Source organism: Brevundimonas sp. VNH65, from assembly GCF_049445955.1.
GTDB lineage: Bacteria > Pseudomonadota > Alphaproteobacteria > Caulobacterales > Caulobacteraceae > Brevundimonas.
In genome coordinates this window covers 350,531-374,507 of record NZ_JBMSDX010000002.1, presented here as the reverse complement: position 1 = coordinate 374,507, position 23,977 = coordinate 350,531, and the positions used below count along the sequence as shown (strand labels likewise).

20 protein-coding genes and 1 tRNA gene are annotated in these 23,977 nt (G+C 68.8%); 9 read left to right on the top strand and 12 right to left on the bottom strand.

The window, feature by feature from the left end; genetic code table 11:
- Window positions 1-68: 68 nt before the first annotated feature.
- From ACO2Q1_RS05615 to ACO2Q1_RS05580, 8 genes are all read left to right on the top strand, one after another.
- The gene (locus tag ACO2Q1_RS05615; protein ID WP_423328557.1) at window positions 69-560 is read left to right on the top strand and encodes a hypothetical protein; all 492 of its coding nucleotides are present in this window, start codon (window positions 69-71) and stop codon (window positions 558-560) included.
- Window positions 557-757, top strand: a complete 201-nt coding sequence (locus ACO2Q1_RS05610; RefSeq protein ID WP_423328556.1) for a hypothetical protein — start codon at window positions 557-559, stop codon at window positions 755-757. Before ACO2Q1_RS05615 ends, ACO2Q1_RS05610 begins: the two co-directional genes overlap by 4 nt.
- A gap of 70 nt (window positions 758-827) precedes the next feature.
- Entirely contained in the window at window positions 828-1,691 is an 864-nt protein-coding gene (locus ACO2Q1_RS05605; RefSeq protein WP_423328764.1) for an AAA family ATPase, read from the top strand.
- 115 nt (window positions 1,692-1,806) lie between these two features.
- Window positions 1,807-2,679, top strand: coding sequence for a methyltransferase type 11 (locus tag ACO2Q1_RS05600; protein WP_423328555.1), 873 nt, complete (start codon window positions 1,807-1,809; stop codon window positions 2,677-2,679).
- 164 nt (window positions 2,680-2,843) lie between these two features.
- A complete protein-coding gene (locus tag ACO2Q1_RS05595; RefSeq protein ID WP_423328763.1) occupies window positions 2,844-3,437 on the top strand; it encodes a YfbR-like 5'-deoxynucleotidase in 594 nt (197 codons plus the stop codon).
- A 2-nt stretch (window positions 3,438-3,439) separates the two neighbouring features.
- Window positions 3,440-4,447, top strand: coding sequence for an NUDIX hydrolase (locus tag ACO2Q1_RS05590; protein ID WP_423328554.1), 1,008 nt, complete (start codon window positions 3,440-3,442; stop codon window positions 4,445-4,447).
- A gap of 116 nt (window positions 4,448-4,563) precedes the next feature.
- Window positions 4,564-4,653, top strand: a tRNA-Ser gene (locus ACO2Q1_RS05585).
- A 140-nt stretch (window positions 4,654-4,793) separates the two neighbouring features.
- The gene (locus ACO2Q1_RS05580) at window positions 4,794-5,153 is read left to right on the top strand and encodes a hypothetical protein (protein ID WP_423328553.1); all 360 of its coding nucleotides are present in this window, start codon (window positions 4,794-4,796) and stop codon (window positions 5,151-5,153) included.
- Window positions 5,154-5,161: 8 nt separating this feature from the next.
- On the opposite strand, the gene ACO2Q1_RS05575 is transcribed toward ACO2Q1_RS05580, so the two are convergent.
- The 10 genes from ACO2Q1_RS05575 to rfbC form a co-directional block, all read right to left on the bottom strand.
- Window positions 5,162-8,386: a glycosyltransferase gene (locus tag ACO2Q1_RS05575; RefSeq protein WP_423328552.1), complete on the bottom strand. Its 3,225-nt coding sequence runs from the start codon at window positions 8,384-8,386 to the stop codon at window positions 5,162-5,164.
- Window positions 8,383-9,528: an AGE family epimerase/isomerase gene (locus ACO2Q1_RS05570; RefSeq protein ID WP_423328551.1), complete on the bottom strand. Its 1,146-nt coding sequence runs from the start codon at window positions 9,526-9,528 to the stop codon at window positions 8,383-8,385. Before ACO2Q1_RS05570 ends, ACO2Q1_RS05575 begins: the two co-directional genes overlap by 4 nt.
- Window positions 9,525-10,757, bottom strand: coding sequence for an HAD-IIIA family hydrolase (locus ACO2Q1_RS05565; protein WP_423328550.1), 1,233 nt, complete (start codon window positions 10,755-10,757; stop codon window positions 9,525-9,527). The genes ACO2Q1_RS05570 and ACO2Q1_RS05565 overlap by 4 nt, the downstream gene beginning before the upstream one ends.
- A 4-nt stretch (window positions 10,758-10,761) precedes the next feature.
- A complete protein-coding gene (locus tag ACO2Q1_RS05560; RefSeq protein WP_423328549.1) occupies window positions 10,762-11,793 on the bottom strand; it encodes a dehydrogenase in 1,032 nt (343 codons plus the stop codon).
- Window positions 11,790-14,042, bottom strand: a complete 2,253-nt coding sequence (locus ACO2Q1_RS05555) for a glycosyltransferase (protein WP_423328762.1) — start codon at window positions 14,040-14,042, stop codon at window positions 11,790-11,792. Before ACO2Q1_RS05555 ends, ACO2Q1_RS05560 begins: the two co-directional genes overlap by 4 nt.
- Window positions 14,043-14,721: 679 nt before the next feature.
- Window positions 14,722-16,689, bottom strand: a complete 1,968-nt coding sequence (locus ACO2Q1_RS05550; RefSeq protein WP_423328548.1) for a methyltransferase domain-containing protein — start codon at window positions 16,687-16,689, stop codon at window positions 14,722-14,724.
- A 126-nt stretch (window positions 16,690-16,815) separates the two neighbouring features.
- A complete protein-coding gene (gene rfbA, locus ACO2Q1_RS05545; RefSeq protein ID WP_423328547.1) occupies window positions 16,816-17,685 on the bottom strand; it encodes a glucose-1-phosphate thymidylyltransferase RfbA in 870 nt (289 codons plus the stop codon).
- A complete protein-coding gene (gene rfbD, locus ACO2Q1_RS05540) occupies window positions 17,682-18,584 on the bottom strand; it encodes a dTDP-4-dehydrorhamnose reductase (protein ID WP_423328546.1) in 903 nt (300 codons plus the stop codon). The genes rfbA and rfbD overlap by 4 nt, the downstream gene beginning before the upstream one ends.
- Window positions 18,577-19,635, bottom strand: coding sequence for a dTDP-glucose 4,6-dehydratase (gene rfbB, locus ACO2Q1_RS05535; RefSeq protein WP_423328545.1), 1,059 nt, complete (start codon window positions 19,633-19,635; stop codon window positions 18,577-18,579). Before rfbB ends, rfbD begins: the two co-directional genes overlap by 8 nt.
- Before the next feature lie 5 nt (window positions 19,636-19,640).
- The gene (gene rfbC / locus ACO2Q1_RS05530) at window positions 19,641-20,219 is read right to left on the bottom strand and encodes a dTDP-4-dehydrorhamnose 3,5-epimerase (protein ID WP_423328544.1); all 579 of its coding nucleotides are present in this window, start codon (window positions 20,217-20,219) and stop codon (window positions 19,641-19,643) included.
- A gap of 128 nt (window positions 20,220-20,347) precedes the next feature.
- On the opposite strand from rfbC, the gene ACO2Q1_RS05525 reads away from it, so the two are divergent.
- A complete protein-coding gene (locus ACO2Q1_RS05525) occupies window positions 20,348-22,036 on the top strand; it encodes a glycosyltransferase (RefSeq protein WP_423328543.1) in 1,689 nt (562 codons plus the stop codon).
- Between the two features lie 6 nt (window positions 22,037-22,042).
- Here ACO2Q1_RS05525 and ACO2Q1_RS05520 read toward each other — a convergent pair whose 3' ends face one another.
- Both ACO2Q1_RS05520 and ACO2Q1_RS05515 read right to left on the bottom strand, forming a co-directional pair.
- On the bottom strand, window positions 22,043-23,350 hold the full coding sequence (locus ACO2Q1_RS05520) for a glycosyltransferase family 4 protein (RefSeq protein WP_423328542.1): 1,308 nt from the start codon (window positions 23,348-23,350) through the stop codon (window positions 22,043-22,045).
- Window positions 23,347-23,976: a hypothetical protein gene (locus ACO2Q1_RS05515; RefSeq protein WP_423328541.1), complete on the bottom strand. Its 630-nt coding sequence runs from the start codon at window positions 23,974-23,976 to the stop codon at window positions 23,347-23,349. The genes ACO2Q1_RS05520 and ACO2Q1_RS05515 overlap by 4 nt, the downstream gene beginning before the upstream one ends.
- Window position 23,977: the final 1 nt, after the last annotated feature.

Genomic DNA, 23,977 nt, shown 5'->3' with positions numbered 1-23,977 from the left:
GATCGGGAACGTCGGACGACGGCGCGCCGTTGAAGCAGGGAAACGGGGCGAACGGCCCGGAGGAAACCATGGACCAGGACGGCATATCCCAGGGCCCGGAAATGGACGGCGTGGATCTCGACGCCGCCAATCGGGATTTCGACAGCGACGATCAGGCCGGCGCCGAAATCTTCGACGAGACCCATCTGGATGACGAAGGCGAGGGCGATTTCCTGCTGGATGAAGCCGATCGGGTTCTGGATGTGACCCAGGCCGAAGGCGACGCCGACGTCGAGGATTTCGATGAGGATGAGGACGACCTGGACGATGTTCTCGGGGCGTCGGGCGTGGAGGCCGAGGCCGATGCGCTTCTGGGCGTGGACGGTGAACGGGTGAACCGATTGGACGACGAGGCCGGCGGCGCGTCGGGCGCTGACGAGATCGAGCTGGTCTATGCCGGGTTGATGGAGGACGTGCGCGGGGCCCAGGCCAGCGCCGCGCACTGGGAGGCCAAACGCCTGTCCGACGACGACATCGCCGCCCTGGGATACGGCCCTGATGCCGAAGGAGATTTGCAATGACCGACCGCGAAGACATAAAGCGGGATCGTGACGCCGAAACCCCTCATGCCCGTCGCGCCGCCGAAGTCCGGGGCAAGCCGGACCAGCTGCGCAAGCGCGAAGACGAGGCCGAAGACCGGCAGGAGGCCCTGGTCGACGAAGGCGTGGAGGAGACCTTCCCCGCCAGCGACCCCGTGTCGGTCAAACGCATCACCTGACGCGGCCGTTGTCAGCCGCCGCCGCGCGCTTTAGGGGTCGGTTGCAGTGAGCAACCAACCGGAGGCGCGGGTGTCGGATCGTTTCGAGGGCACGTCCAACTATATCGCCACCGACGATCTGAAGATCGCGGTCAATGCGGCGGTGACCCTGGAACGGCCGCTGCTGATCAAGGGCGAGCCGGGGACGGGCAAGACCGTGCTGGCCTATGAGCTGGCCAGGGCCATGAATGCGCCCCTGATCACCTGGCACATCAAATCGACGACCAAGGCCCACAACGGTCTGTACGAGTACGACGCCGTCAGCCGTCTTCGTGACAGCCAGCTGGGCGAGGAGCGCGTCCACGACGTCCGCAACTATCTGAAAAAGGGCAAGCTGTGGGAGGCCTTCACCTCGCCGCAACGCCCTGTGCTGCTGATCGACGAGATCGACAAGGCCGATATCGAGTTCCCGAACGATCTGCTGCAGGAGCTGGATCGGATGGAATTCTACGTTCAGGAGACGGACGAGACCATCCGGGCCGAGGTGCGGCCGATGGTGGTCATCACCTCGAACAACGAGAAGGAGCTGCCGGACGCCTTTCTGCGTCGCTGCTTCTTCCACTACATCCGGTTCCCGGACGAAGAGACGATAAAGGCCATCGTCGAGGTGCATTTCCCGGGCATCAAGCCGCGATTGGTCGCTGAGGCGCTGAAAACCTTCTACGGGGTGCGCGACACGCCGGGACTGAAAAAGAAGCCTTCAACCTCGGAACTGCTGGACTGGCTGAAGCTGCTGCTGGTCGAGGACATAGACGCCGAGACGCTGAGGGAGCGGTCGCCCAACAAGCTGATTCCGCCCCTGCACGGCGCGCTTCTGAAGAACGAGCAGGACGTCCATCTGTTCGAGCGGCTGGCCTTTCTGAGCCGGCGTGAGGGCGGCCGCCCCGGCGTCTGAGGCTTCAAGCAAGCGGCCCCGCCACCGTTTCGGTCGGGTTTCGTCACGCCCGTTACCGCGATTTCACTGGAATCCCCGGTCGTTCGGCGCAGGATGGCGACCACGAGGATAGACCATGGTTCGACTTCTGCTGCTTTCCGCCGTTTCCGCCTTCGCCCTCGCCGGGTGCGATGACGGCGCGGTGCGCATTTCAAGCCGCACCACCGACGACGCCAAGGGCGTGTTGAAGGTGGTCGAGACGCTGCAATGCCCCGACACCCTGGGATCCCTGACCCGCAAGGGCTCCGCCAGCGCCGACGGCCTGTCCTGCGACTATGTCGGATCCCGCGGCGCCGAGGTGACCCTGCATCTCGTTCGGCTGGACGGAAGATCAGCCGACGAGGCCCTAGACGGCTTTGAACGACGGCTGGCGGCGCTGTTGCCTGAGGCGGCGGCGAAGGTGGGCGCAGACAAGGCGCGTCAGCAGGCCGAAGCGGCCAAGGCCGACGCCGAAGCCGCCCGCGCCGACGCCGAAGCCGCCAGGGCCGACGCCCAGGCTGCGCGCGCCGACGGCGATCATGTCAGCGTGGTCGCGCCGGGCGTGCGGATCGAGGCCGAAGACCGGGGCGGCGCAGGCGATCGCGCCACGGTCCGCCTGCCGGGCATCCGCATCGAGGCGGAGGGCGACAACGCCCGGGTTCAGATCGGCGGCATGCGGATCGATTCCCGCGACGGCCAGGGCGTGCGGACGGAAACCACCGGCGTCAGCGTCAACGCCAACTCTGAAGCGACCGAAGTCCGGGTCGCCGCGCCGGGCGAGGCGGTGCGCGCCAACTACATCCTCACGGACGGCGCGCCGCAGCCGGGCGGCTGGTCCGTCGTGGGCTATGAGGCCCGGGGTCCGCGCGGCGGCCCGCTGGTCGTCGCCACGGTGCGGGCCAAGGAGCGCGGCCGGGATCGGGTGTTCGACGACGCCCGCGATCTGGTCACGCTGAACGTCGGCGACTGAAAGCCCGGGGTCGGCGGGGGTTGATCCGGGAGGGCGGATGGGTCACCTGACGCAGCCGTCTGTCCTGGTAAGAGAACGTCTTGGCCGATCCCGCCCCATCCAACACTGAAACCGTCAAGTCGGCGCCCAAGGGCGCGGCCCAGGCCCCGCGCGCCTGGCAACGGATGCTTTCGGGCCGGCGCCTGGATCTGCTGGATCCCTCGCCCTTCGACATCGAGATCGAGGATATCGCCCACGGACTGGCGCGGGTGGCGCGCTGGAACGGCCAGACGATCGGCGAGCACGCCTTTTCCGTGGCCCAGCACAGCGTGGTGGTCGAAGAGATCGCGGTGCACATCAAGCCGGACCTCGACCCGAAGTGGCGTCTGGCCGCCCTGCTGCATGATGCGTCCGAATATGTGATCGGCGACATGATCTCGCCGTTCAAGTCGGCGCTCGGCGTCAACTACAAGGCGTTCGAGGCCCGGCTTGAGCATGCCATCCATGTGCGGTTCGGCCTGCCGGCCAAGACCCCGGTCGCCATCAAGACTTTGATCAAGAAGGCGGATCGGGCGTGCGCCTATTTCGAGGCGACCCAGCTGGCCGGGTTCGGGCGGTCGGAATCCCTGAAACTGTTCGGGGCGCCTCCCTCTGGATACGACCTGACCATCGACCCCTTGCCGGCGGGCGCCGCACAGGCCCGGTATCTGGACCGCTATCGGGTGCTGGCCCAGGCGGCGGGCGGTCTGGCGCCGACAGACGCCTGGCACACGGAGTAGGCATGGCCGTCGCGGGCGAAGCCACGGCAGGGGGCGTTCGGATCGGCCTTTCGGCCGTGGTCATGACTCTTCGTCCGCGCCCGGCCGCAGCGGGCCATAGAGGGCCCCGCGCCGCCGCCGTTCCCGAGCTCTGCGTCCTGACGACCGACGGCGGCGGGACGCCGGCCCTTCCGTTCGGTCCGTTCGACCCCGTCAACGACCGAACCTTCGAGCTGTCGCTGCGTCGGTTCGTCGAGGCGCAGACCGGGTTTCGCCCCGGCTTCGTGGAACAGCTCTACACGTTCGGCGACGCGGGGCGCGACGCCCCCCGGGCCTCGCCCGGACCGGAACGGCTGCGGGAGGTGTCGGTCGGCTATCTGGCGCTCGCGAGGGATGTATCGACCTCCCGGCTGCTCTCCTCGGCGCCGGGCCGGGCCGAGGCGCGCTGGACGCCGGTGCTGGACGTCTTTCCGTGGGAGGACCGCCGGGGCGGGGGCATGACGCCGCCCGACCTGGCCGAAGGGTTGATGGGCTGGGCCGGGTCCGACGCCGCGCGTCGCGACCGTGCGGCCGCCCTGTTCGCCCTGGAAGAGGGGGCGCGCTGGAATGAGGAGCGGGCGCTGGAGCGATACGAGTTGCTGTACGAGGCCGGGCTGGTGCAGGAGACCGGGCGCGATCGCGGCACGTCGGAAGCCGCAGGCCCGGGCCTGGCCCTGGCGTCCGACCACCGCCGGATCCTGGCGACCGGCCTGGGCCGTTTGCGCGGCAAGGTGAAATACCGGCCTGTCCTGTTCGAGCTGACGGCGGAGACCTTCACCCTGTCCGAGCTGCAAGGGGCGGCGGAGGCGGTCTCCGGGCTGACGCTGCACAAGCAGAATTTCCGGCGCGGCGTGGAGCGCACCGGCCTGGTCGCGGCCACCGGCCGGCTGTCCTCGGCCACCGGCGGACGCCCGGCCGAACTGTTCCGTTTCACGACCGCCGACCTCCGCGGCGGCCAGGCTCCGGGCCTGGCCCTGCCCGCGCAGAGATGATCATGCGACGCAGCGGATCCCGCATCCACGGATTTTGCGGCGGGACGCTTGCGGCGGCCGCATCGTTTCATTAGAGAGACCGCTCGCTCGACCATGCCTATCAAGACGAGCCTCGCGGAGAGGTGGCAGAGTGGTTGAATGTACCGCACTCGAAATGCGGCGTGCCTTTACGGGTACCGGGGGTTCGAATCCCCCCCTCTCCGCCATCGTTCCACATGCATCAAGGCCGGTTCCGGAAAGGCCCGTTTCCCACAGGTCAGGAAGCGTCAGGCCAGGATCGCCTGCAAGTCATTGCGCCGTCTTCGTTTTCCCATAGTGTCGCCTGGCTTGGGGATGTGGGGCCGACATGCAGACGACAGGATTGATCGTGGGAGCCGCAGACGGCCTTCATGATGACGGCTGGTGCTGGGGCGAGACCCGGCTGACGCTCACGGCGACAGTCGACGCCACGGAATTCAGGCTGGGGGTCTGGTTCAAGCCCGAAGAACAGGGGGCGTCACGGGTCCTGATGACTGTCGGCACCGACAAGTCGGCTCCGGTGGTCGAGTTCGTCGATCTGGGGGAGCCGAAGGAGTTCCGTCTGCCGGTCTCGTGGCGGAACGGAGAGGTGATGTCGGTGCGTATCGCCACGCCCCACAAGATGAGCCGCGCGCCGGGGGAGCAGCGCGACATCGCCTTCGCCCTGATCAGCCTCGCCGCCGGCTGAGCCGGGGGTCAGCGACGGAAGGCGCCGAGGTCGGCCGCCTCCCGGAACAGACGTCCGTATTGATCCAGCATCTCGGCGTAACCCGGCCGGCTGGCCAGGACCTCGGGCCCCAATGCGCCCATCCGGCCGCGGCGGCCGTCGTCGCCGAGCAGCTCGACCAGGCGCCTCGCCAGGGCGGCGGTGTCGCCGGGCGCGTAAAACAGGGCGTTGACGTTCTCATCCACCAGTTCCGGGACGCCGAAGACCGGGGTCGTGACGATGGCGCGAGAGAAGGCCATGGCCTCGATCAGGACGCGCGGCGCGCTCTCCAGCCGTGAGGTGCAGACCACGATATCGGCGGCGGCGTAGTAGACGGTCATGTCGTCGACAGGTCCGGTCAGGACCGTTCGACGCGCCAGGCTCGGCGACAGGGCGTTGATCGCGTCCTGAACCAGGGCGGCGTAGTCCGGCTCGGGCTGGGCGCCGGCCATGAAGGTGCGGATCGTCCCCAAAGCAGTCAGGCCGGGGTCGGAGAGCGCCTGGGCGAGGTCGAGCTGACCCTTGCGACGACAGACCGTGCCGGCGAGGACAAGGACTTTCTCGCCCGGTTCGACGCCGAGGGCGGCCCGCGCCTGCTCCCGCGTCCATCGTCCGGTTTCCTCGGCCAGACGCCAGGGCGGCACGCCGTGCCGGATGGTCTGGGCCGAATGACGGGTCTGGACGCCTGCCCAGACGCGGCGCGTGGCGTCGGCGACGAAGACCATGCGATAGGTCTGGCCGAAGGCGGCGTAGGCGAAACCGCGCACCTCGGGGGCGAGATAGTCGAAATAGGTGGGCCAGGGCTCGCTTTCGTGCTGGGCCCAGATCGAGGCGACGCCGGATTGGGCCGCGGCCGTGACGGCGAAGAACATCTGCAGGGTGTTGACCATCACCACCTCGGCGCCGAGGTCGTCGAAGAGGCCGGACAGTCGATCGACGGCGTTCTCGAACCCGCCCGGATCTGCGGGAGGCGCCGCGAACATCCGGACCTCGATCCCCAGGGCTTCGTAGTCGGCGCGCAGCGGGCCGTCGCGGGGCGACAGGATCACCGGATCGATGATCCCGGCGGCCTTCAGGCCGGAAATGAGGTCGAACAGGGTGTTCGGCGCGCCTTCGGGGCTGAGATTGTGGGTGACGGCGACCACGCGCACCGGCGCCGATGACAACCGGGGCAGCCGTCGGGCGGCGGGCAGGAAGTTCTCGTTGTCCAGACTGAGATTGGGGTTGAAGTACGGGTCGCGCCAGTCGCCGTAGATGCGCCGCAGATTGGCGGTCTCACGCGGATTGTCGACATAGCCGCGGCTCTTGCCTTCCAGATGCAGAAGCTCGGCCTCGGCGCAGTAGATCGAGCGAAGGCCGCGCTCCGCAAGGCGGAAGCCGTAGTCGACATCGTTGTAGGCGACGGCGAAGTCTGTCTCGTCAAATCCGCCCAAGTCGTTGAACAGGGCGCGCGGCGTCAGCAGGCAGGCGGCCGTGACGGCCGAATATTCGCGCGAGGTCCGAACGAAGCCCATATAGCCCCAGTCATGAGGCGCGGCATGGCGGAAGGCGTGCCCGACGAGGCCGTCGTTGAGGCCGTGCACGATGCCGGCGTGCTGAATGGACCCATCCTCGAACAGGAGGCGCGCGCCGACGGCGCCCACGTCGGCCATCCGGGCATGGCCGACCATCTGGCTGAGCCATTGCGGCGAGCGGACCTCGGTGTCGTTGTTCAGGAAGAGAATGAACTCTCCGCGGGCGTGACGGACGGCCTGATTGACGACGGCCGAGAAGCTGAAGCCCTCCGGCCGACGGGGAATGCGGACGACGCGATGGTTCGGTCGAGCGGCGATTTCAGCCAGCAGGGACAGGGCGGTGGGATCGTCGCTGCCGTTGTCTGCGACGAGGACATCATAGTCGGCGTAGCGGGTCGCCTGAATCGAATCGACGCAGCGGCGCAGCAGTTCGGGCCGATTCCAGGTCGGAATGACGATCGTCACACGAGGGCCGGAGTCCGGAAAGACCAGGCTGAACATGCCGACGCTGGCTTCGCGCGCCCAGTCCGGATGGATCGCGCGCGCCTCGATCCCGCGACGATCGAGCGCGCCCTGCACGGCCTTCCGACCCGCTTCGAAGCTGTGCGGCTTGGCGGCCCCCGATCGGGCGGTGGAGCCGTGTGCGGCGCGCCAGTGGTAGAGGACGCGGGAGATGTGGCCGATCTTGCGCGCCCGTTCCGTGGCGCGGAGGGCGAACTCGTAGTCCTGGGAGCCGTCGTACTCGGCGTGGAAGCCGCCCAGCGCCTCGAACAGATCCCGCCGGACGGTGAGGGCGTGGCTCATGTACATGTAGTTGAGCAGAAGCGTCGGCGACCAGTCGGGTTTGAACTGGGGCGCGTAGCGGTCGCCGTCCTCGCCGATCTTGTCGTCGTCGCTGTAGGCGAGGTCGGTCTCGGGCTCGTCGGCGTAGTGCAGGGCGAACCAGGCCAGACAGTCGGGCGTGATCAGGTCGTCATGGTCGAGGAACAGCAGAACCTCGCCCGTCGCCAGAGCCGCGGCCGAATTGGTCGCCAGGCTGATGCCGCCGTTGGTCGGCCGGCGCACCAGTTTGATGCGAGGATCCGAGGCGGCGATCTCGTCGAGAACGGCGCGGGTTATGGGCGAGGTCCCGGCGTCGTCGGCCAGGCAAAGCTCCCAGTCCTGGAATATCTGGTTCCGCACAGAGGCCGCCATGGCGCGCAGATACTCAGGCGGGGTGTCGTGGACCGGGGTGACGATGGAGATGCGGGGCAGGTCCGTTCGCCCGGCCAAAACAGCCTCGAGGTCCGCTCGCGCCTCGTCGGTCAGGACGTTGGCCTCGATCCAGGCCTGGTAGGGGCTGCGCGAGTCGAAGCAGGTCCGCAGCCGGGGAGGCACATTTCGTCTGGCCTCGGCCAGGACGACGGCGCCTTCCACCCCGCCGCGTCGGTCGTCGGGCCAAAGACCCGCCGCGCGCAACCGCTTCCTCAAGACCCGCAAGGGCCGGGGCGGACGTCGCACGGCCTTGGCTTCGCGGGCGAGCCGCTCATCCTCTCGCCGATGCAGCTGGGTCAGGGCGGCTTCGGCCGTTTCAAGACGAGCCGCCATATTGGCGACGCGACGCGCAAGATCCTCGAGCGGAGCCGGCGTCGGTCCGGAGGCGTCGCCTCCTCCGGCGACGGCCGGCTGGACCAGCGGAACGAGCGGACGGCGGGTCTTCATCGGCGCGGCTCCGACGATCCGTCGGCCAACTCGAGGGCGGCGCAAGTGATGTGATAGAGGGAGCTCGCGCGGGTCGGTTCGGCGGCGGGCGTCCCGTCAGGACCGAGGTGTTCCCACCAGGCGCCGGCGACCGGATGGTCGAAGAAGCGCATCAGTCCGCGCGTGGCGCGTTCGGCGCGATCCCGCGCCCGATCCCGGTCGCTGTCGTCTACGGCGATCCAGCCCTCGGCCACGGCGGCCTTGATCCGTTCGGTCTGGGGCCACAGGCGATGGCGGCCGTCTCGAACGGTCAGGTCGGGCGACAGTTCGTTGACCGCCAGATCCTGATCCGAAACGCCCGCTCCCTCGGCCACCCCGATTAGGCGTTGGGCGGCGGCGAGGGCGTCGTCGCGCCCGCGTGAGAGGCCCCAGCGGATCAGCAGCCAGGCCCATTCCGACTGGTGGCCCGGTTCGACGCCATCCTGCCCGTCTTCGGTCACGGCGTTCCAGTCGCCGTCGAAATATTCGCGCAGCGCCCCGGTCTCGGGGTCGAGAAAGCGGGCCAGGCAGAGCTCGACGATCTCGTCGGCCAGGGCGGCCCAGCCGCCGTCGGGGTCCGAGATCGCGCTCCAGGCCAGGGCGGCCTCGAGGGTGTGCATATGGGGATTGGCCTTGAGCGGCAGGCTGCGGGGCGACGATTCCTCGAAGCCGGCGGTCGGATGCTTCCAGCCGGCGATCATCCGGTCGCGCACGGCGCGGGCGCGATTGGCCAGCTCTTCAGGGCGTTCTCCGGTGCCGGCGGCGGCCGCGAGACCGAACAGCACAAAGGCCTGATCGTAAAGGTCGAAGCCGATCTGGGGGGAGGCGTCGCCAGGCCGCCACAGGGGGGCGATGGCGGGGCCGTCCATCATGCGGTTCAGCAGGAAATCGAGGCCATGCCGGACGATCTCCCGCGCCGGACCGTCCCACCCGAGGCGTTCGGCGGCGGCGAAGGCGTAGATCTGACGCGAGACCAGCCGGGCGCGGCGCGGATCGTCGATCACGGCGCCCCCGGGCGTCAGTCGCTCGACGAATCCGCCCGTGACGCGGTCGACGCCGATTCCGGCCCAGAACGGAAAGGCCGTCGTTCGCAACCAGTCGATGAGGTCGTCACGGGCGCTCATGCGATGCCTTCCGTCGGCGCGGCGAACTGGGGCTGGTTGCGCAGAAAATCATCCAGTCGCCCGCCAGTGAACAGGGCCGAGGCGACGCCGGCGGCTGAGGCGGCGAGGCGGTCGGTCTCGCGGTCGCCGATCATCAGGCTGCGCCCGGCGTCGACCGGCCAGCACCGCATCAGGTCGTGCAGCATGCCGGGGCCGGGCTTGCGCCAGTCGGTGATGCGGCGATGGGCTTCGACCGTCGCCTCCGGATGGTCCGGGCAGAAGCGGACGTCGTCGATCCACGCGCCCCGTTCCGATAGTCCGGCGCGGATATGATCCATGACGGCGACGTAGTCGTCGTGGCTGTAGAGACCCTTGCCGATCCCCGCCTGATTGGTGACCACGAACACATACCAGCCGGCGCGATTGGCCAGGGCGACCGCCTCGCGCGCGCCGTCGATCCAGTCGAAGCGATCGATCGACCCCACATGGCCGTGATCCTGGTTCAGAACACCGTCGCGATCCAGGAACAGGGCGGGCCGGCGCTGGAAGTCCGGGACTTCGGTCTGGGCCCGGGCGTAGTCTTCGGGCACGCCGATGTCGATGAAGTAGCCGTCGGTCGCCAGGCCGCGCAGCCGGCCCTCCTGGGCCAGTGCCGGCAGGACGTCGGCCTCGAACGACCCCTGGGGCGACAGTCGATCGACAAAGGACTTGCGGAAGGCGGCGACGCCGCCGTTGATCAGCACCGGACCGGGTGCGTCGGAGCGGACGCCGAAATGGGTGATCCGCTCGCCGTCCAGCACGGTGACGCCGTAACGGCCCGCCTCGGGCAGGGGGCGCAGGGCCAGGACGCCGACGGCGTCGGGATCGTCGAGGAGGCGCGACAGCTCGGGCAGGCGGGTGTCCAAAAGGGTATCGCCGTTGAACAGATAGAAGGCGTCGTCCAGGGCGTCGCGCGCATGGAACAGGGCGCCCCCGGTCCCGGCCTGATCCGGCTCGATGGAGACGGAAATGGTCAGGTCGTCCCGGCCAAGGCGGGCGGGCGTTTCCCGGGCGAACCGTTCGATCTGATCAGACCGGTAGGCGGCGAGCAGCAGGAACCGTTTGACGCCGTAGCGGCTGATCTCGCGGACCAGGGCCTCCAGAAAGGGCGCGCCCGCGACCGGCAGAAGCGGCTTGGGCGTTTGCGCGGTCAGGTCGCCGAGCCGGCTGCCCAGTCCGCCGCACAGAATGACGGCCTGTTCGATCTTCATGTCGTCAGAACCGCCAGGCTTCCGAGCCGCGATGGGTCAGTTTGACCGGTCCGGCCTGAGCCCCCGCGGCGTTGAGCGCCTGGATCAGGCGGAAGCGGCTTTCGGGGTGGACGAGGAAGAACATGAAGCCCCCGCCGCCGGCGCCGGAGACCTTGCCCGCCAAGGCCCCGCTTTGCATCGCCAGGTCGAACAGGGCGTCCAGACCGGCGTTGGAGACCGCCGCTGCCGTCGCCTTCTTGGCCGTCCAGGAGGCGTTCAGGATTTCGGCCATGCCGTCGATGTCGCCGACCAGAAGGGCGCGCTTCATTTCCGCCGCGTCGGCCTTGAGCTGGTGCATGGCGGTGAGGGTGTCGGCGTTGGCCGCCTTCAGCCCGGCCGTCTGTTGGTCGATGATGGCGGCGGAACTACGCGACCGACCCGAGAAACAGACGACCAGCGAGCTCTCCAGTTCGTTGCAGACCGCGTCGGAGGCGCGCAACGGATTGACGATCACCCGGTCATTGGCGAGGAATTCGATGAAGTTCACCCCGCCGAAAGCCGCCGCATACTGGTCCTGCCGCCCGCCCGACAGGCCCAGGTCGATGCGTTCGATCTCATAGGCCAGATGGGCCACGTCATAGTCGCCCAAGGGCGCGTCCAGGATGGCGCGCATGCCCTCGACCAGGGCGACGACGAGGGCGGATGAGGACCCCAGGCCAGAACCGGCCGGGGCGTCGACAGTGGTCTTGATGGTCAGACCCAGCGCCCGGCCGCCGTTGTGCTCGCGGATCATACGGTCGTAGACGCCGCGATGCAGGACCAGTTCGGAATGCAGGGTCGAGTTCGGCTCATAGACCTCCGACACGCCGATGTCGTCGGCCTCGAACACCACGCGGCCGTCGTCGCGCGGCAGGAAGGAGGCGAAGGCGTAGCGGTCGATGGTGATGTTCAGCACCGCGCCGCCGAACTGGTCGCAATAGGGCGACAGGTCGGTGCCGCCGCCCGCAAGGCCGAGACGCAGGGGCGCGCGGGCGCGGGTCTTGCGGAAGTCCGTCACGCCGTCGATCCGCCCAGTTCCGGCGCCTCCGGGGCCAGAAGATCGCAGAAGGCCTGTTCGGAATAGGCCGAGCGCAGGAAGTCGACGGCGCGTCGGGCGCGTTCGCGCGCTTCGGCGCGGTCGGTCACGGCCGCCACGACGGCGTCGGCGAATCCGTCATCGGCGCCGGCGACGAAGCCGAGACGATGCGCGTCGGGAATGCCCTGGGCGCCGACATCGGTCATGACCACCGGCACGCCCCGGGCGAAAGCCTCGATCACCTTGCCCTTGATGCCGCCGCCGTAGCGCAGCGGCACGATGGCGACGCCGGAACCCTCGTAGATGGCAGACAGCTCCTCGTCGCTGACCCGGCCCAGATACTCCACGCCGGGGTCGGCCCGGTCCCGCAGATCGTCAGGCATCCTGGAGCCGGCGATCCGGAGGGAGAACCGCTCGTCGGCGGCGCGCAGTCGCGGCCAGATGCGGTCGAGGAACCAGACGATGCCGTCGCCGTTCGGCGTGTGGGAGAAGCCGCCCACGAACATGAGCGCATAGGGATCGGCGGAATCGGCGTCGATGGCGTTCTCCGCCGCGTTCAGCTCATCGGCGTCGAAGATGGTGATCGGCGGGCGGATCAGCCGGGCCGAGGCCGGCAGGAGCCGCGACATATAGTCGATCTCCTCGATGCCCGGATACATCACGACATCCGACTTCAGGCTGACGGACAGTTCGCGAACTTCCCACTTTTCGGCCTCGACCAGATCGTTCCGGTCGCCGGTGACCTGATAGGTCGATCGGGCGCGCAGGCAGTGGAGGTCGTGGCCGTAGTAGAAGGTCTTGACGCCGGCGCGGGTCACGACATCGATATAGGATTCCGAGATGTGCGGCCGGCTGAGCAGGGCGTAGTCCAGATAGGCGCCGTTCTCGGCCATCCAGGCCTCGAAACCGCCGACGAAACGCGGGCCGTAGATGACTTCGACGCCCATCCGCTGCAGCGGGGCGACATAGTCGCGATCCTCGTTCAGGTTGTCGGGCCAGAGGGTGACGTGGAATCCGCGATTCACGAAGGCGCGGATGAAGTGGAACATCGTCCGCGAACCGGCGTCCTGGTCCCACTGCGGCACATAGTGATCGACCACCAGAATGTGCGGGCGTCCGCGCGATCGATCGCGCGCCAGGAAGACGTTCTGGGCGTTGTCGAAATTCTGCTCCGCCAGGGTCGGGCCCCACCGCTCCAGGAATTTGCGCTGGTTGACGACCTGATAGGCCTTCACGCCGGAAGACACGTCGCGGCCGTGACTGCGGCCTTCGTGGTGAACCAGGATCGAGTGAGGATGGTAGACCGTGCGATAGCCGGCCTCGCGCACCCGGAACGCCAGGTCGGAGTCCTCGCAATAGGCCGGGCTGTAGGTGGTGTCGAAGCCGTCCAGGGCCTTCCACAGCCGCGCCGGAACCGCGATCGAGGCGCCCGAAACGTAGTCGACGTCCTTCAGATAGTTGAACTCCGGCGCCTGGGGATCGCCGTCGCGACCGAAGTTCCAGGCCGACCCGTCACGCCAGAAGACGCCGCCCGCCTCCTGCAGGGACCCGTCGCCGTTCAGCAGCTTGGACCCGACGAAGCCGATCTGCGGGTTCTCGTCGAGCGTCTCGACCAGCGCGTCCAGCCAGCCGGGGAAGACGATGGTGTCATTGTTCAGCAGCACCAGATGCTCGCCCGTGGCCCGGCGGGCTACAGCGTTGCAGTTACCGAGGAACCCGAGGTTCTTGGGATGCCGCACATGGCGCACCAGGCCGCCGATCTCGGCGATGGCCTCGGCGGTGCCGTCCGTCGATCCGTCGTCGCCGATCAGGATTTCGAAGCTGTGGCTCGGCGCGCTCTCCAGCACCGAGACCAGGCAGGTCAGGGTGTAGAGCAGGTTGTTGTAGACCGGAATGACGATCGAAGCCTTGGGGCGGCCGTTCAGGGGCGTGCCGGCCAGAAGGGACGCGCGCTCGATGAGGCGGCGGCATTCCGGGCTCTGGTCGAAGGCTTCGGGCGTCTCGGCGAAACGCTCGACCAGGGAGAACAACCAGGCGTTCAGCTGCAGCCGGTCCTCGCCGAAACGGTCGATGATGAAATCGCGAAGTCGTTGCGGCAGCCAGTAATCCTGGGTCGGCCTGGGCGGCCAGAAGTCGTCTTCGATAGGCCGCAGGCGACGCTCCGGCGCATCGCCGAGCAGGAGCAGATCGTTGATCGTCGCGCCGTCGAAGAAGCGCTCCAGACGCTGCATGTCCAGCACCTGACGGCAGGGCGGTCGGCCCTCGGCGCGCCCGTAGGCGATGAAGTGGGCGTAGGCGTCCATGCCGCTGGCCGCCACGTCAGGATACCGATCCAGGTAGAAGCCGTGATCGAACAGCGGGTGAGGCCGGCGCAGTTCGGAAGCGCCATGGGCGACGTAGTGGACCAGAGGCTGTATTCCGGCCGCGAGAACGTCCTCATGCGTCGCCAGATACCAGTCGTTGTCGAACATCTGGTTCGGCGCACGTCCCTCGCGCCAGCCGTTCAGCACATAGTGGGCCAGGGGATTGACCCCGGCGTCGGCCACGTCGCGGTTGACGCGGCGATAGTGGTCCGCCTCGAACAACGGATGCGGCGACCGGTCATGCAGGCGGATGTCGTTGATGTAGGCGAACAGGTCAAACGGACGTTCGGCGGCGTCGGGCCAGGTTCCGCGAATCCAGTCGGCGTCGATCAGCGGGTGGGGGGAGAGGCCCTGACGGCGGCCGACCCGCACATAGTGATCGAACGGCGTCTCTCCGGCCGCCGGCTTGACGCCGTTGCGCTGGACGTAGTGAGCCGGGTCGAACAGGGCGGCCACGGCGTCGAGGGGCGCGGCCGGGACTGCGTGGGACTTCAGCCCGCCGCGCAGCAGGGCGCGCAGGCGCGCCTTCTGGCTGATCGGCCGCCGCTCACCGGAATCGAACCGGGGCGAGGCCACCGGAATTGCATCGGTGAAGCCTCGAACGCCGTCCAGTTGGGCCGTCAGGTCCTTGCGCGCGGCGCGGACCGTCGCGGCCGCCGCCAGGCCTGAGCGATAGGCCTGAACCTCGGCCACCGCGGCGTGCTGGATCCGATCCCGCAGGCCGATCGCGAATCCGGCGTCCACCGGAGCCCGGACCGGCCCGGCCGTCGCCGCCTTGCGGGGCCGAGCGGCCTCCACCTCCGCCTGAAGCCGATCGATCTCTTCGACCAGGGTCTGCTGCAGCGCCTCCGACTGCGTTCTCAGACGGTCGATCTCGGCGGCCAGGGCGCCTTGGGTGATTTCGCCTTCGGCGCGAGCGCGCTCGATCTCTTGCGACAGGGTCGCCTTGGCCGCCTCTGCGTCCTGAGCCCTTTCTCTCAGGGAATCGACTTCCGCCTGGGCGAGGGAGGCCACGACCCGTGGCTTCCTGACGCTCGCGCTCGAGTTGTTCGGCCAGGATCTTCTGGACGGCGTCGCGCTCCTGTTCCAGGCGCTGAACGACCTGGGTCAGCGCCTCGAGCTCCGCGGCCTTGTCATGCGCGGCCGCGTCGGCCGTCTGGACCATCTGGCGAAGGACGTCGGCCTCGGCCACGAACGAATGGGCGCGCTGCGCCTCGGTCGTGAAGGTCTCGCGCAGCGTCGCCAGCTCTTCGCGCGCCTGGACAGCGTCCGCCTCAAGCCCCTCCGCCCGTGATCGTGCGGCGTCGATCTCGGAGCGGGCCTGAGCGAGAGCGGCCTCCATGTCCTGAGCCAGCGACCGGGTGGCCTCGGCCTCGGCCCTCGCCCGGTCCAGATCGCTTCGGGCCTGTTCGAGGGACACGGCCAGGTTCTGGGTCTGGTCGAGCGTCTCGTCGATGACCTGACGTCGGGCGTCGGCCTCGCGCGTGGCGGCGGTCAGGCGCTCGGCCAGTTGATCGGCCAGGGCGCGCTGTTCCGCCGCCAGCAGGCGAACGGCGGCCGTTTGTTCCCGACTGTCGCGCAGTTGGTCCGCCAGGCGGCGGTATTCCTGCTCGGCCGCCGCCAGCCCGGCGTTGAGCCGTTCGCGATCCGCCAGCTTCAGGTCCTGGACGGCCAGCCTGACGTTGGCCTGGCCGATGGCCCTGGCCAGCGACGCCGCGTCTCCACCGACTGGGCCTTCGGCCATTTGCTCCACGAGAGCGGCGATCACGGCCATGTCGCCGGTCGCGACCGGCGCCGTGACCGTCGGCCCCGCGGGCGTCGCCGGCGGGTCCATGTCAAGCTGCAGGTCCTCGTCAGGATCCCGGAACAGGGAGTCGGCGGCTTCGGCGCGCGGAAGCGCGGTCTGGCCGACGATCCAGATGATGTCTTCGGGCTCGGCCGGCCTCACCACGCCCGGCACGACGCCGTCGGGGGCCAGGGTGTAGCCGCGATAGTCGGCCGCGTTCGGCAGGGCGGTCGCCGACGCCGGACCGATATAGGAGGCGGCGATGACGCGCTGGGCCAGGGCGAAGCGACGCTTGAACACACGTCGGATTTCGACGCCGACGGCCTCGGCCTGGCCGGCCGCCGTGCGCAGCATGGCGAAGCCGTCGGGCGTCAGAACCCGCCGGATTTCGGTCAAGGCGCTCGCCACATCGCCGGACCAGTCGATGTTGAAGCCGATGACGGCGTCGAACCGCCCGTCTTCGAACGGCAGGGTCTGTGGCGAGGCGACCTGGAACCGCGTCCGGGGCAGGCGCCGATCGGACGCGACGGCGACGTTCCGGGCATCGATATCCACGCCCTCGAGAACGCCGGCGCGCCCGGCGAGGAGGGCCGCGCCCGTTCCGTCGCCCAGCCCGATCTCCAGCACCTTCATCCCGGCGATCAGATCGCAGGCCAGGGCGTAACGATGGATCTGTTTCTGGCGGCGGGATCCCGCCGAACCGGCGGAATCGCGTTGGATATCTGACATCAGGCTCTGGCGCGCTTTTTTTTGACCGGGGCTCCGTCGACGGGGCGACAGGGCCGAACATCATCCCATCTGGTGTCTAGAGAGGGCGACAGGCCAAGTCCATGCCCGCGCGCGGTCTGGATCCGCCTAAGCGCCCTGAATCACCTTTCGAAGGTATTCGCCGTAGGTGCCCTTGCCGAGTCGGTCGGCGAGGCGCTCGAGCTGGGCGGCGTCGATGAAGCCGTTCTCGAAGGCGATTTCCTCGGGACAGGCGATCTTGAAGCCCTGGCGTTTCTCGAGGGTGCGCACGAACTCGGCCGCCTCGATCAGGCTGTCGGGCGTGCCGGTGTCGAGCCAGGCGTAGCCGCGCCCCATGATCTCCACCGACAGCCGGTCGCGCTCGAGATAGATGCGGTTGACGTCCGTGATCTCGAGCTCGCCGCGCGCCGAAGGCCGCAGGGAGCGCGCGATGTCGACCACGTCGGAATCGTAGAAGTACAGGCCCGTCACGGCCCAGTTGGACTTGGGATGGGCCGGCTTCTCCTCGATCGACAGGGCCCGCATCTTGTCGTCGAACTCGACGACCCCGTAACGCTCCGGATCGGCGACGCGATAGGCGAAGACGGTGGCGCCGGCCGGTCGGCCGAGGGCGCTCTTGAACAGGTCATTGAAACCGGCGCCGTAGAAGACGTTGTCGCCGAGGATCAGGGCGGACGGGCTGTTGCCGACGAAGTCCGCGCCGATGACATAGGCCTGGGCGAGGCCGTCGGGGCTGGGCTGTTCGGCGTACTGGATATTCATGCCCCACTGCGATCCGTCTTGCAGAAGAGCCTGGAACGACGGGACGTCGCGAGGCGTGGAGATCACCAGCACGTCCCTGACGCCCGCCTGCATCAGGGTGGACAGCGGATAGTAGATCATCGGCTTGTCGTAGACAGGCATCAGCTGCTTGGACGTCACCGTCGTCATCGGATGCAGGCGGGTGCCGGACCCGCCCGCCAGGATAATGCCCTTCATTCGGCCCTCCCTTCGGCCTTCAGCTCGGCCATGATGTCGGCGACGGCCTCGGCCCAGGGCCGGGGGACGACGCCGTAGTCGCGGCCGATGCGCCCGGTCGCCAGGGCCGAGTTGGCCGGGCGGCGCGCGGGCGTCGGATACTGGTCGGTCGTGATGCCCTCGACCTCGGCCGAAGGGCCGCCGTCCCGCGCGGACAGGCGCAAAATCTCGCGCGCCAGGCCCGCCCAGGTCGTCACGCCGGAGTTGACGAAATGATAGGTTCCTGCCGGCGCGTCCGTATCCTGAATCATCCGCAAGGCGATCGTTCGGATCGTCCGGGCGATGTCCCGCGCCGAGGTCGGGCACCCCTGCTGGTCGTCCACCACCCGCAGCACCGGACGATCGGCGGCCAGGCGCAGCATGGTCTTGAGGAAGTTGGCGCGGTGCGGGCTGAGCACCCAGGCGGTCCGCAGCACCACCGAGCGCGGCTGTATGGTCCGCACCGCCAGCTCGCCGGCCAGTTTGGAGGCGCCGTAGACCCCGACCGGACCCACCGGGTCGTCTTCGGCATAGGCGTCGGCCCTGGACCCGTCGAAGACATAGTCGGTCGAGACCTGGATCATCGGAACCCCGGCGTCGCGGGCCAGTTCGGCGAGGATCGCAGGCGCCTGGCCGTTGACGGCGAAGGCGGCGGCGGCCTCCGTCTCGGCCTTGTCGACGGCGGTCCAGGCGCCGGAGTTGATCACCCCCGCCCAGGTCTGACGCGCGAAGGCGCGGCGGATCGAGGCGGGATCGGAAAGATCCAGATCATCACGGCCCGGCGCGTGCAGGACGACGCCGTCCGGCCAGTCTGCGGCGAGCAGCTCCAGCCCGACCTGGCCCGCGCCGCCGGTGATCAGGATGTGGACCGGTTCAGCCATTCGCCACGCCGAGGCGTTGGGTGGCGTAGCGGGCGTCGAGGATGTCCCGCCACCAGGCCTGATTGTCCAGATACCAGGCTACGGTCCGCTCGATGCCTTCCTCGAAGGTCACTGAGGGCGTCCAGCCCAGCTCGTCACGAAGTCGCGTCGCGTCGATGGCGTAGCGTTGATCGTGTCCGGGACGATCGGTCACGAAGGTGATCTGGTCGGCATAGGGTTTGCCGTCCGCGCGCGGGCGCTTCTGGTCAAGGATGGCGCAGATGGCGCGCACGACCTCGATGTTCTTTCGCTCGGCGTCGCCGCCGACATTGTAGGTGCGGCCGGGCGCTCCCCTTTCGAATACGGCCTGCAGGGCCCGGGCGTGGTCGTCCACGAACAACCAGTCCCGCACGTTCGACCCGTCGCCGTAGACCGGCAGGGGCTCGCCGTTCAGGGCGCGGATGATGATCAGAGGGATCAGCTTTTCGGGGAAGTGGTAGGGGCCGTAGTTGTTGGAGCAGTTGGTGACCAGCACCGGCAGGCCGTAGGTGTGGCCCCAGGCCCGCACCAGATGGTCTGACCCCGCCTTGGACGCCGAATAGGGGGAGCGCGGGTCGTAGGGGGTGGTCTCGGTGAAGAAGCCCTCGTCGCCGAGCGAGCCGAACACTTCGTCGGTCGAAATGTGGTGGAAGCGGAACGCGGCCTTTTCCGCCTCGGCCAGGCCGCGCCAGTAGCCGAGGGCCTGGTTCAGCATGACGAAGGTGCCGACCAGATTGGTCTGGACGAAGGCGCCGGGGCCGTCGATCGAGCGATCGACATGGCTTTCGGCGGCCAGATGGGCGACGACCTGCGGGCGGAATTCGGCCAGGGCCTTAGAAACCGCCTCCGCGTCGCAGATGTCGGCCTGGACGAAGCCGTAGCGATTGCTGTGGGCCACAGGCTCGAGCGAACTGAGCACCCCGGCGTAGGTCAGCTTGTCGAAGACCAGGACCTCGTGGTCGGTATGTTCGATGAGCCGACGCACGAGGGCCGAGCCGATGAAGCCGGCGCCGCCGGTGATCAGGATGCGCATGGAAATCAGTCTTTCAGCTCGACCAGCGGCGCGCCGTCATAGTCGAACGGGCTGTCGAAGGCCGCCAGTGTCGGAAGCGTCTGGTCCTTGTCGGACAGAACCGCGCCGGACGCCGGAAGCGGCCAGTCGATGGCGATGTCGGGATCGTTCCAGATCACGCCGCCGTCACAGTCCGGCGCGTAGACGTCGGTGACCTTGTAGGCGACCTCGACGTCGGGCGTCAGGGTGATGAAGGCGTGGCCATAGCCCACCGGAACATAGAGCTGTTCCCCGCCCTCGGCGGTCAGCCGGGCCGCGACGTGGCGGCCATAGGTGGGGGAGCCGCGCCGCAGATCCACGGCATAGTCCATGATCTCCCCGCGCACGCAGCGCACCAGCTTGGCCTGTGCGTGGGGCGGGCGCTGGAAATGCAGGCCGCGGATGGTGCCGGCGAAGGCCGAGAAGGACTGATTGTCCTGCACGAACCGGTCATGCACGCCGACGGCCGCCAAAGCCGCCTCGGAATAGGTTTCCATGAACCAGCCCCGGGCGTCGCCGAAGCGCCGGGGGCGATAGATGACAGGGACGGACGAGGTGGCGGGCATGAAGCGACGGCGGCGACCGCCCGAGCGGACGTGTCGGGCGGCCCTGCATAAACGTCGCCTTCCCCGATGCCTAGTCCGGCCGAACCGGGCTAGGATGGGCGTCAGGAATGGTCGGCCAAGGGCTAGGCGTGAGCGAAGGGCTTCTGCAGAGATGGCGAAGGGCGCGGCGCGCCAGGGCCGAAGCCGTCCGCGCGGCGGAGCGGCTGCGACTGGGCGTGCCGGAGGGCGACGTCGCGCGTCGGCAGTTCCGCTGGGACGAGGCCGCGGCGGTCTACAGCGCCTATCTGGCCGAGAGGCCGGGCGACGCGGCCGTGGTCGTGCGGCTGGCCCGGACCCTGGCGGCGGCCGGACGACGGGATGAGGCCCTGGCCGCACTTCGGACGGCGAAGCGTGGTCGATCGGACAGTGGCGCCCTAGCCCGGGCGCTGACCGAGATGGAGGCGGCGCCGCCATCGCCGCCGGACTGGGAAACGGTGCGAAACCATCCGCGACCCTTGCCGACTGACGAAGGCGTTGCGGCGTCTGTCGTTGTTCTGACCTCGGGTGTCGACGTCGTCCTGCGGCCGGAAGCCATGGCGTGGCTGACCCATGCCCTGGCCGTGACGAGCGCCGAGGTCGCCTATTCGGATCATGAACTTCGCCCGGACCGCTCAACGGCCGTCTGGACGCCGGTCCTCCAGGCGGCGCCGCATCCGCTGGACCTGGAGCTCGTCCCCCACCCGCCCGTCGTCGCCCTGTTTCGCGCCGATGCTGCGCCGGCGGGAGAGGTGAATCTCCGGATCGCTCTGGCCCAGGCGGCGGCGCGAGGGCGAGCGGCCCATGTGCCCCTGGTTCTGGCGGAGGTGGCGAGGCCGGCGGCCGCGCCGCCCGTCGAACCCGCCCTCGTCGCAGAACAGCAGAGCATTCTGGTGATCATGCCGACACGCGACCGGGGCGACGTCCTGGAGACCATGGTCGACAGTCTGTTCGACAAGGCCGCCGATCCTGGCCGCCTGCGCATCCTCGTGATCGACAATGGCAGCCGAGACCCCGCAACTCTGGACCTGCTCGATCGCTGGACCGAAACGCCGCGCATTGACGTGCTGAGAGTGGACGCCCCCTTCAATTGGTCGGACCTGAACAATCGCGGCGCTGAGGGGCGGGACGCCGACATCCTGCTGTTCGCCAATAACGACATGGAGATGCGAACGTCGGGTTGGGATGCGCGACTGGCGGCGCATCTGGCGCGATCGACGGTTGGGGCCGTGGGCGCGCGGCTGGTCTACCCGTCTGGAAACCCTCAGCATGCCGGGATGATCCTGGGCGCGAGGCCTTCTGCCGATATCTCCCCAGGGCCGCTTCATGAAGGCCTGGGGGCGGCGGCGACCGACGCCGGGCCCCTGGACCGATGGGTCAGGGCGCGCCCCGCCGCAGCGGTGACCGGCGCCTTCCTGGCTGTGCGCCGATCCGTATTTGTCCATGCCGGCGGCTTCGACGCCCGGACGTTTCAGGTCGGAGGGAACGATTCGGACTTCTGTCTTCGGGTCCGCGCCCTCGGACTGAGCGTGCTGTACGCCGGGGACATCGAGTTGAGTCACGAGGAATCGCTGTCGCGTGGACACGACGACGACCCCGATCGACAGGCGCGCGCGGAGGCGGAGCGGCGAAACCTCATCCGCATCTGGGGCGACGATGCGCTGATCGATCCGTCGCTGAATCCGGGTTGGGCGCCTGACGGCGTCCGGTTGTTCGCCGGCCACCGCATGCCCTCGGCGGAACAGGCGGACGCCTGGATTCGTCGCAGCCTGGACGCCTGGCGGACCCGGCGTCGGGCCTGACGCGGATCAGGGAAGGGTGACGCCGAGCTGGCGGTACACCGCGCCGAGCCGGTCGGCATAGGCCTGGGGCGAAAAGAGGCCGGCCCGACGGCGGCCGCGGGCGGAAAGGTCCTGACGCAGATCGGCGTCGGCGTCGATCCGGCGGATGGTGCGTGCGATGTCCTCGACATCATAGGGATCCGCCAGCAGGGCGGCGTCGCCGACCACCTCCGGCAGCGCGCCCCCGGTCGACGCCAGCACAGGCGCGCCAAGGGCCATGGCCTCGAGCGCCGGCAGACCGAACCCCTCATAAAGCGAGGGAAAGGCGACCGCCCTGGCCCCTCTGACGAGGGTCATGAGCAGGTTGCGCGGGAGGTGATCGTAGCGATGCAGCCGCCGGCCTGCGCCGACTCCCTCGGCGATCAGCGACTCCAGGAAACCGACCTCGTCATCGGCCATCCACGCTCGGGCGCCGACCACGACCAGAGGCGCCGTCACACCGCTTTGCAGATAGGCCTCGACCAGGCGGCCGAGGTTTTTCTTGGGTTCGACGGCGCCGAAGAAGAGAAAGTATCCCTGCCAGTCGAGGGCGAAAGTCGAGTTCAACTCGACGGCGCAATCGTCGTCCGGACGGTCGAGGGCGCCCGGAGGCAGGTCGAAGGCCTGGCCGGTGACGGTGATCCGGTCGGGCGAAACGCCCAGAAGCTCCGTCGCGTCGCGCCGGGTGGCTTCGGACACGGCGACGAGGTGATCGGCCTCGGCGACCACGCGGCGCAGCAGGTCGTGGACCCTCGCCTTGTCGTCCAGGGTGGTGTGCGGAAGCTTCAGCGAGATCAGGTCGTGGAGCGTGTAGATATTGGCCGCGCCCCGCGCCCGAAGCGGGCTCGGCTGGGTCCAGTGCATGACGGCGGGGGCGCTGTCCACCGGATCGAAACGCACGGGCGTGACGACCCGATGGTCGGAGAAGGCGCGGCCGGCGATCCGGTAGAGGTCCTGGGACAGCCAGAAGGCGTCGGCCTCGGGCAGAGCTCCGTCCGGCCACAGGACCTGGCCGCTGGGCTCCACGCGGTGCGCCGTCCGGCCGAAACGGGCCAGGGCCGCCTGAACGCGGCGATTGGACAGGGGTTCGGCCAAGGTCTTCAGTCGCCAGCGGGCGTCGCCGATCAGGCTTTCGTCCAGGAGGCGGTCGCGACCGGTGGGGCCGAGCGGGCCGTGCAGAATCTCACGATCCAGGCCCAGCGCCGAGATCGCTGAAAGGGTGCTGCGGGCGTAGGTGGCGATGCCCGAACCCTTGGGCAGGGCCAGATTATAGCCGTCGACGCAGACGGCGGTCATTTGTCGCCTCTCTCAATCGTCGAGGTCTTGCGCGGGCGCCGGGTTGCGGACGAGGCCTTGCGGCGGGCGGGAGCGGGTTTGCGAGGTGCGACGTCGGGGGCCTGGACGGGTTCCGGCTCCGCCACAGCCTCGCACAGGCGCATCCAGGTCATCGTCAGTTCGAACGCCACCTCCAGATCATGTCGCCCGGAAGGGTCGATCCCTCCGCCGGCCAGCCGGTCGCGCACGGCCGTCACCTGCTCGATGAGGTCGGCGGCGAGCGCGATGATCGGGTCGCCCGGCCGCGCCAGTCGTCCGATCTGGGGCAGACCGGCATGGCGCTCGCCCTGATCCAGCCCGTTCAGGACATAGTCGAAGCGGGCCGCCGGCGTCGTGAGCTCGGGCATCAGCGACCAGCCCGCGTCGTTCGCGCCGCGCCGATAGACGCCGCGCACATTCGGCAGACCGGTCCGTTCATAGGCGGCCAGGGCCTCGGCTTCGGCTTGATCCAGGAGGCGACGCACCCGGCTTGAGCCGGCGCCGACACTGCCGCCGTCGACGACCGGCTCGTCCGGAAAGGGATCGATGTCGCCCTCGCCGCGACCGAACGCGTTCAGTCGGCCGAGAAGCTTGCCGATCAGCGACACA

What these genes read in the sequence shown, in the direction of transcription:
- ACO2Q1_RS05615 (WP_423328557.1), top strand. Translation starts at nt 69, where the DNA reads ATGGACCAGGACGGCATATCCCAGGGCCCGGAAATGGACGGCGTGGAT.
- ACO2Q1_RS05610 (WP_423328556.1), top strand. Translation starts at nt 557, where the DNA reads ATGACCGACCGCGAAGACATAAAGCGGGATCGTGACGCCGAAACCCCT.
- ACO2Q1_RS05600 (WP_423328555.1), top strand. Translation starts at nt 1,807, where the DNA reads ATGGTTCGACTTCTGCTGCTTTCCGCCGTTTCCGCCTTCGCCCTCGCC.
- ACO2Q1_RS05595 (WP_423328763.1), top strand. Translation starts at nt 2,844, where the DNA reads ATGCTTTCGGGCCGGCGCCTGGATCTGCTGGATCCCTCGCCCTTCGAC.
- ACO2Q1_RS05590 (WP_423328554.1), top strand. Translation starts at nt 3,440, where the DNA reads ATGGCCGTCGCGGGCGAAGCCACGGCAGGGGGCGTTCGGATCGGCCTT.
- ACO2Q1_RS05580 (WP_423328553.1), top strand. Translation starts at nt 4,794, where the DNA reads ATGCAGACGACAGGATTGATCGTGGGAGCCGCAGACGGCCTTCATGAT.
- ACO2Q1_RS05575 (WP_423328552.1), bottom strand. Translation starts at nt 8,386, where the DNA reads ATGAAGACCCGCCGTCCGCTCGTTCCGCTGGTCCAGCCGGCCGTCGCC.
- ACO2Q1_RS05570 (WP_423328551.1), bottom strand. Translation starts at nt 9,528, where the DNA reads ATGAGCGCCCGTGACGACCTCATCGACTGGTTGCGAACGACGGCCTTT.
- ACO2Q1_RS05565 (WP_423328550.1), bottom strand. Translation starts at nt 10,757, where the DNA reads ATGAAGATCGAACAGGCCGTCATTCTGTGCGGCGGACTGGGCAGCCGG.
- ACO2Q1_RS05555 (WP_423328762.1), bottom strand. Translation starts at nt 14,042, where the DNA reads ATGCAGCGTCTGGAGCGCTTCTTCGACGGCGCGACGATCAACGATCTG.
- ACO2Q1_RS05550 (WP_423328548.1), bottom strand. Translation starts at nt 16,689, where the DNA reads ATGTCAGATATCCAACGCGATTCCGCCGGTTCGGCGGGATCCCGCCGC.
- rfbA (WP_423328547.1), bottom strand. Translation starts at nt 17,685, where the DNA reads ATGAAGGGCATTATCCTGGCGGGCGGGTCCGGCACCCGCCTGCATCCG.
- rfbD (WP_423328546.1), bottom strand. Translation starts at nt 18,584, where the DNA reads ATGGCTGAACCGGTCCACATCCTGATCACCGGCGGCGCGGGCCAGGTC.
- rfbB (WP_423328545.1), bottom strand. Translation starts at nt 19,635, where the DNA reads ATGCGCATCCTGATCACCGGCGGCGCCGGCTTCATCGGCTCGGCCCTC.
- rfbC (WP_423328544.1), bottom strand. Translation starts at nt 20,219, where the DNA reads ATGCCCGCCACCTCGTCCGTCCCTGTCATCTATCGCCCCCGGCGCTTC.
- ACO2Q1_RS05520 (WP_423328542.1), bottom strand. Translation starts at nt 23,350, where the DNA reads ATGACCGCCGTCTGCGTCGACGGCTATAATCTGGCCCTGCCCAAGGGT.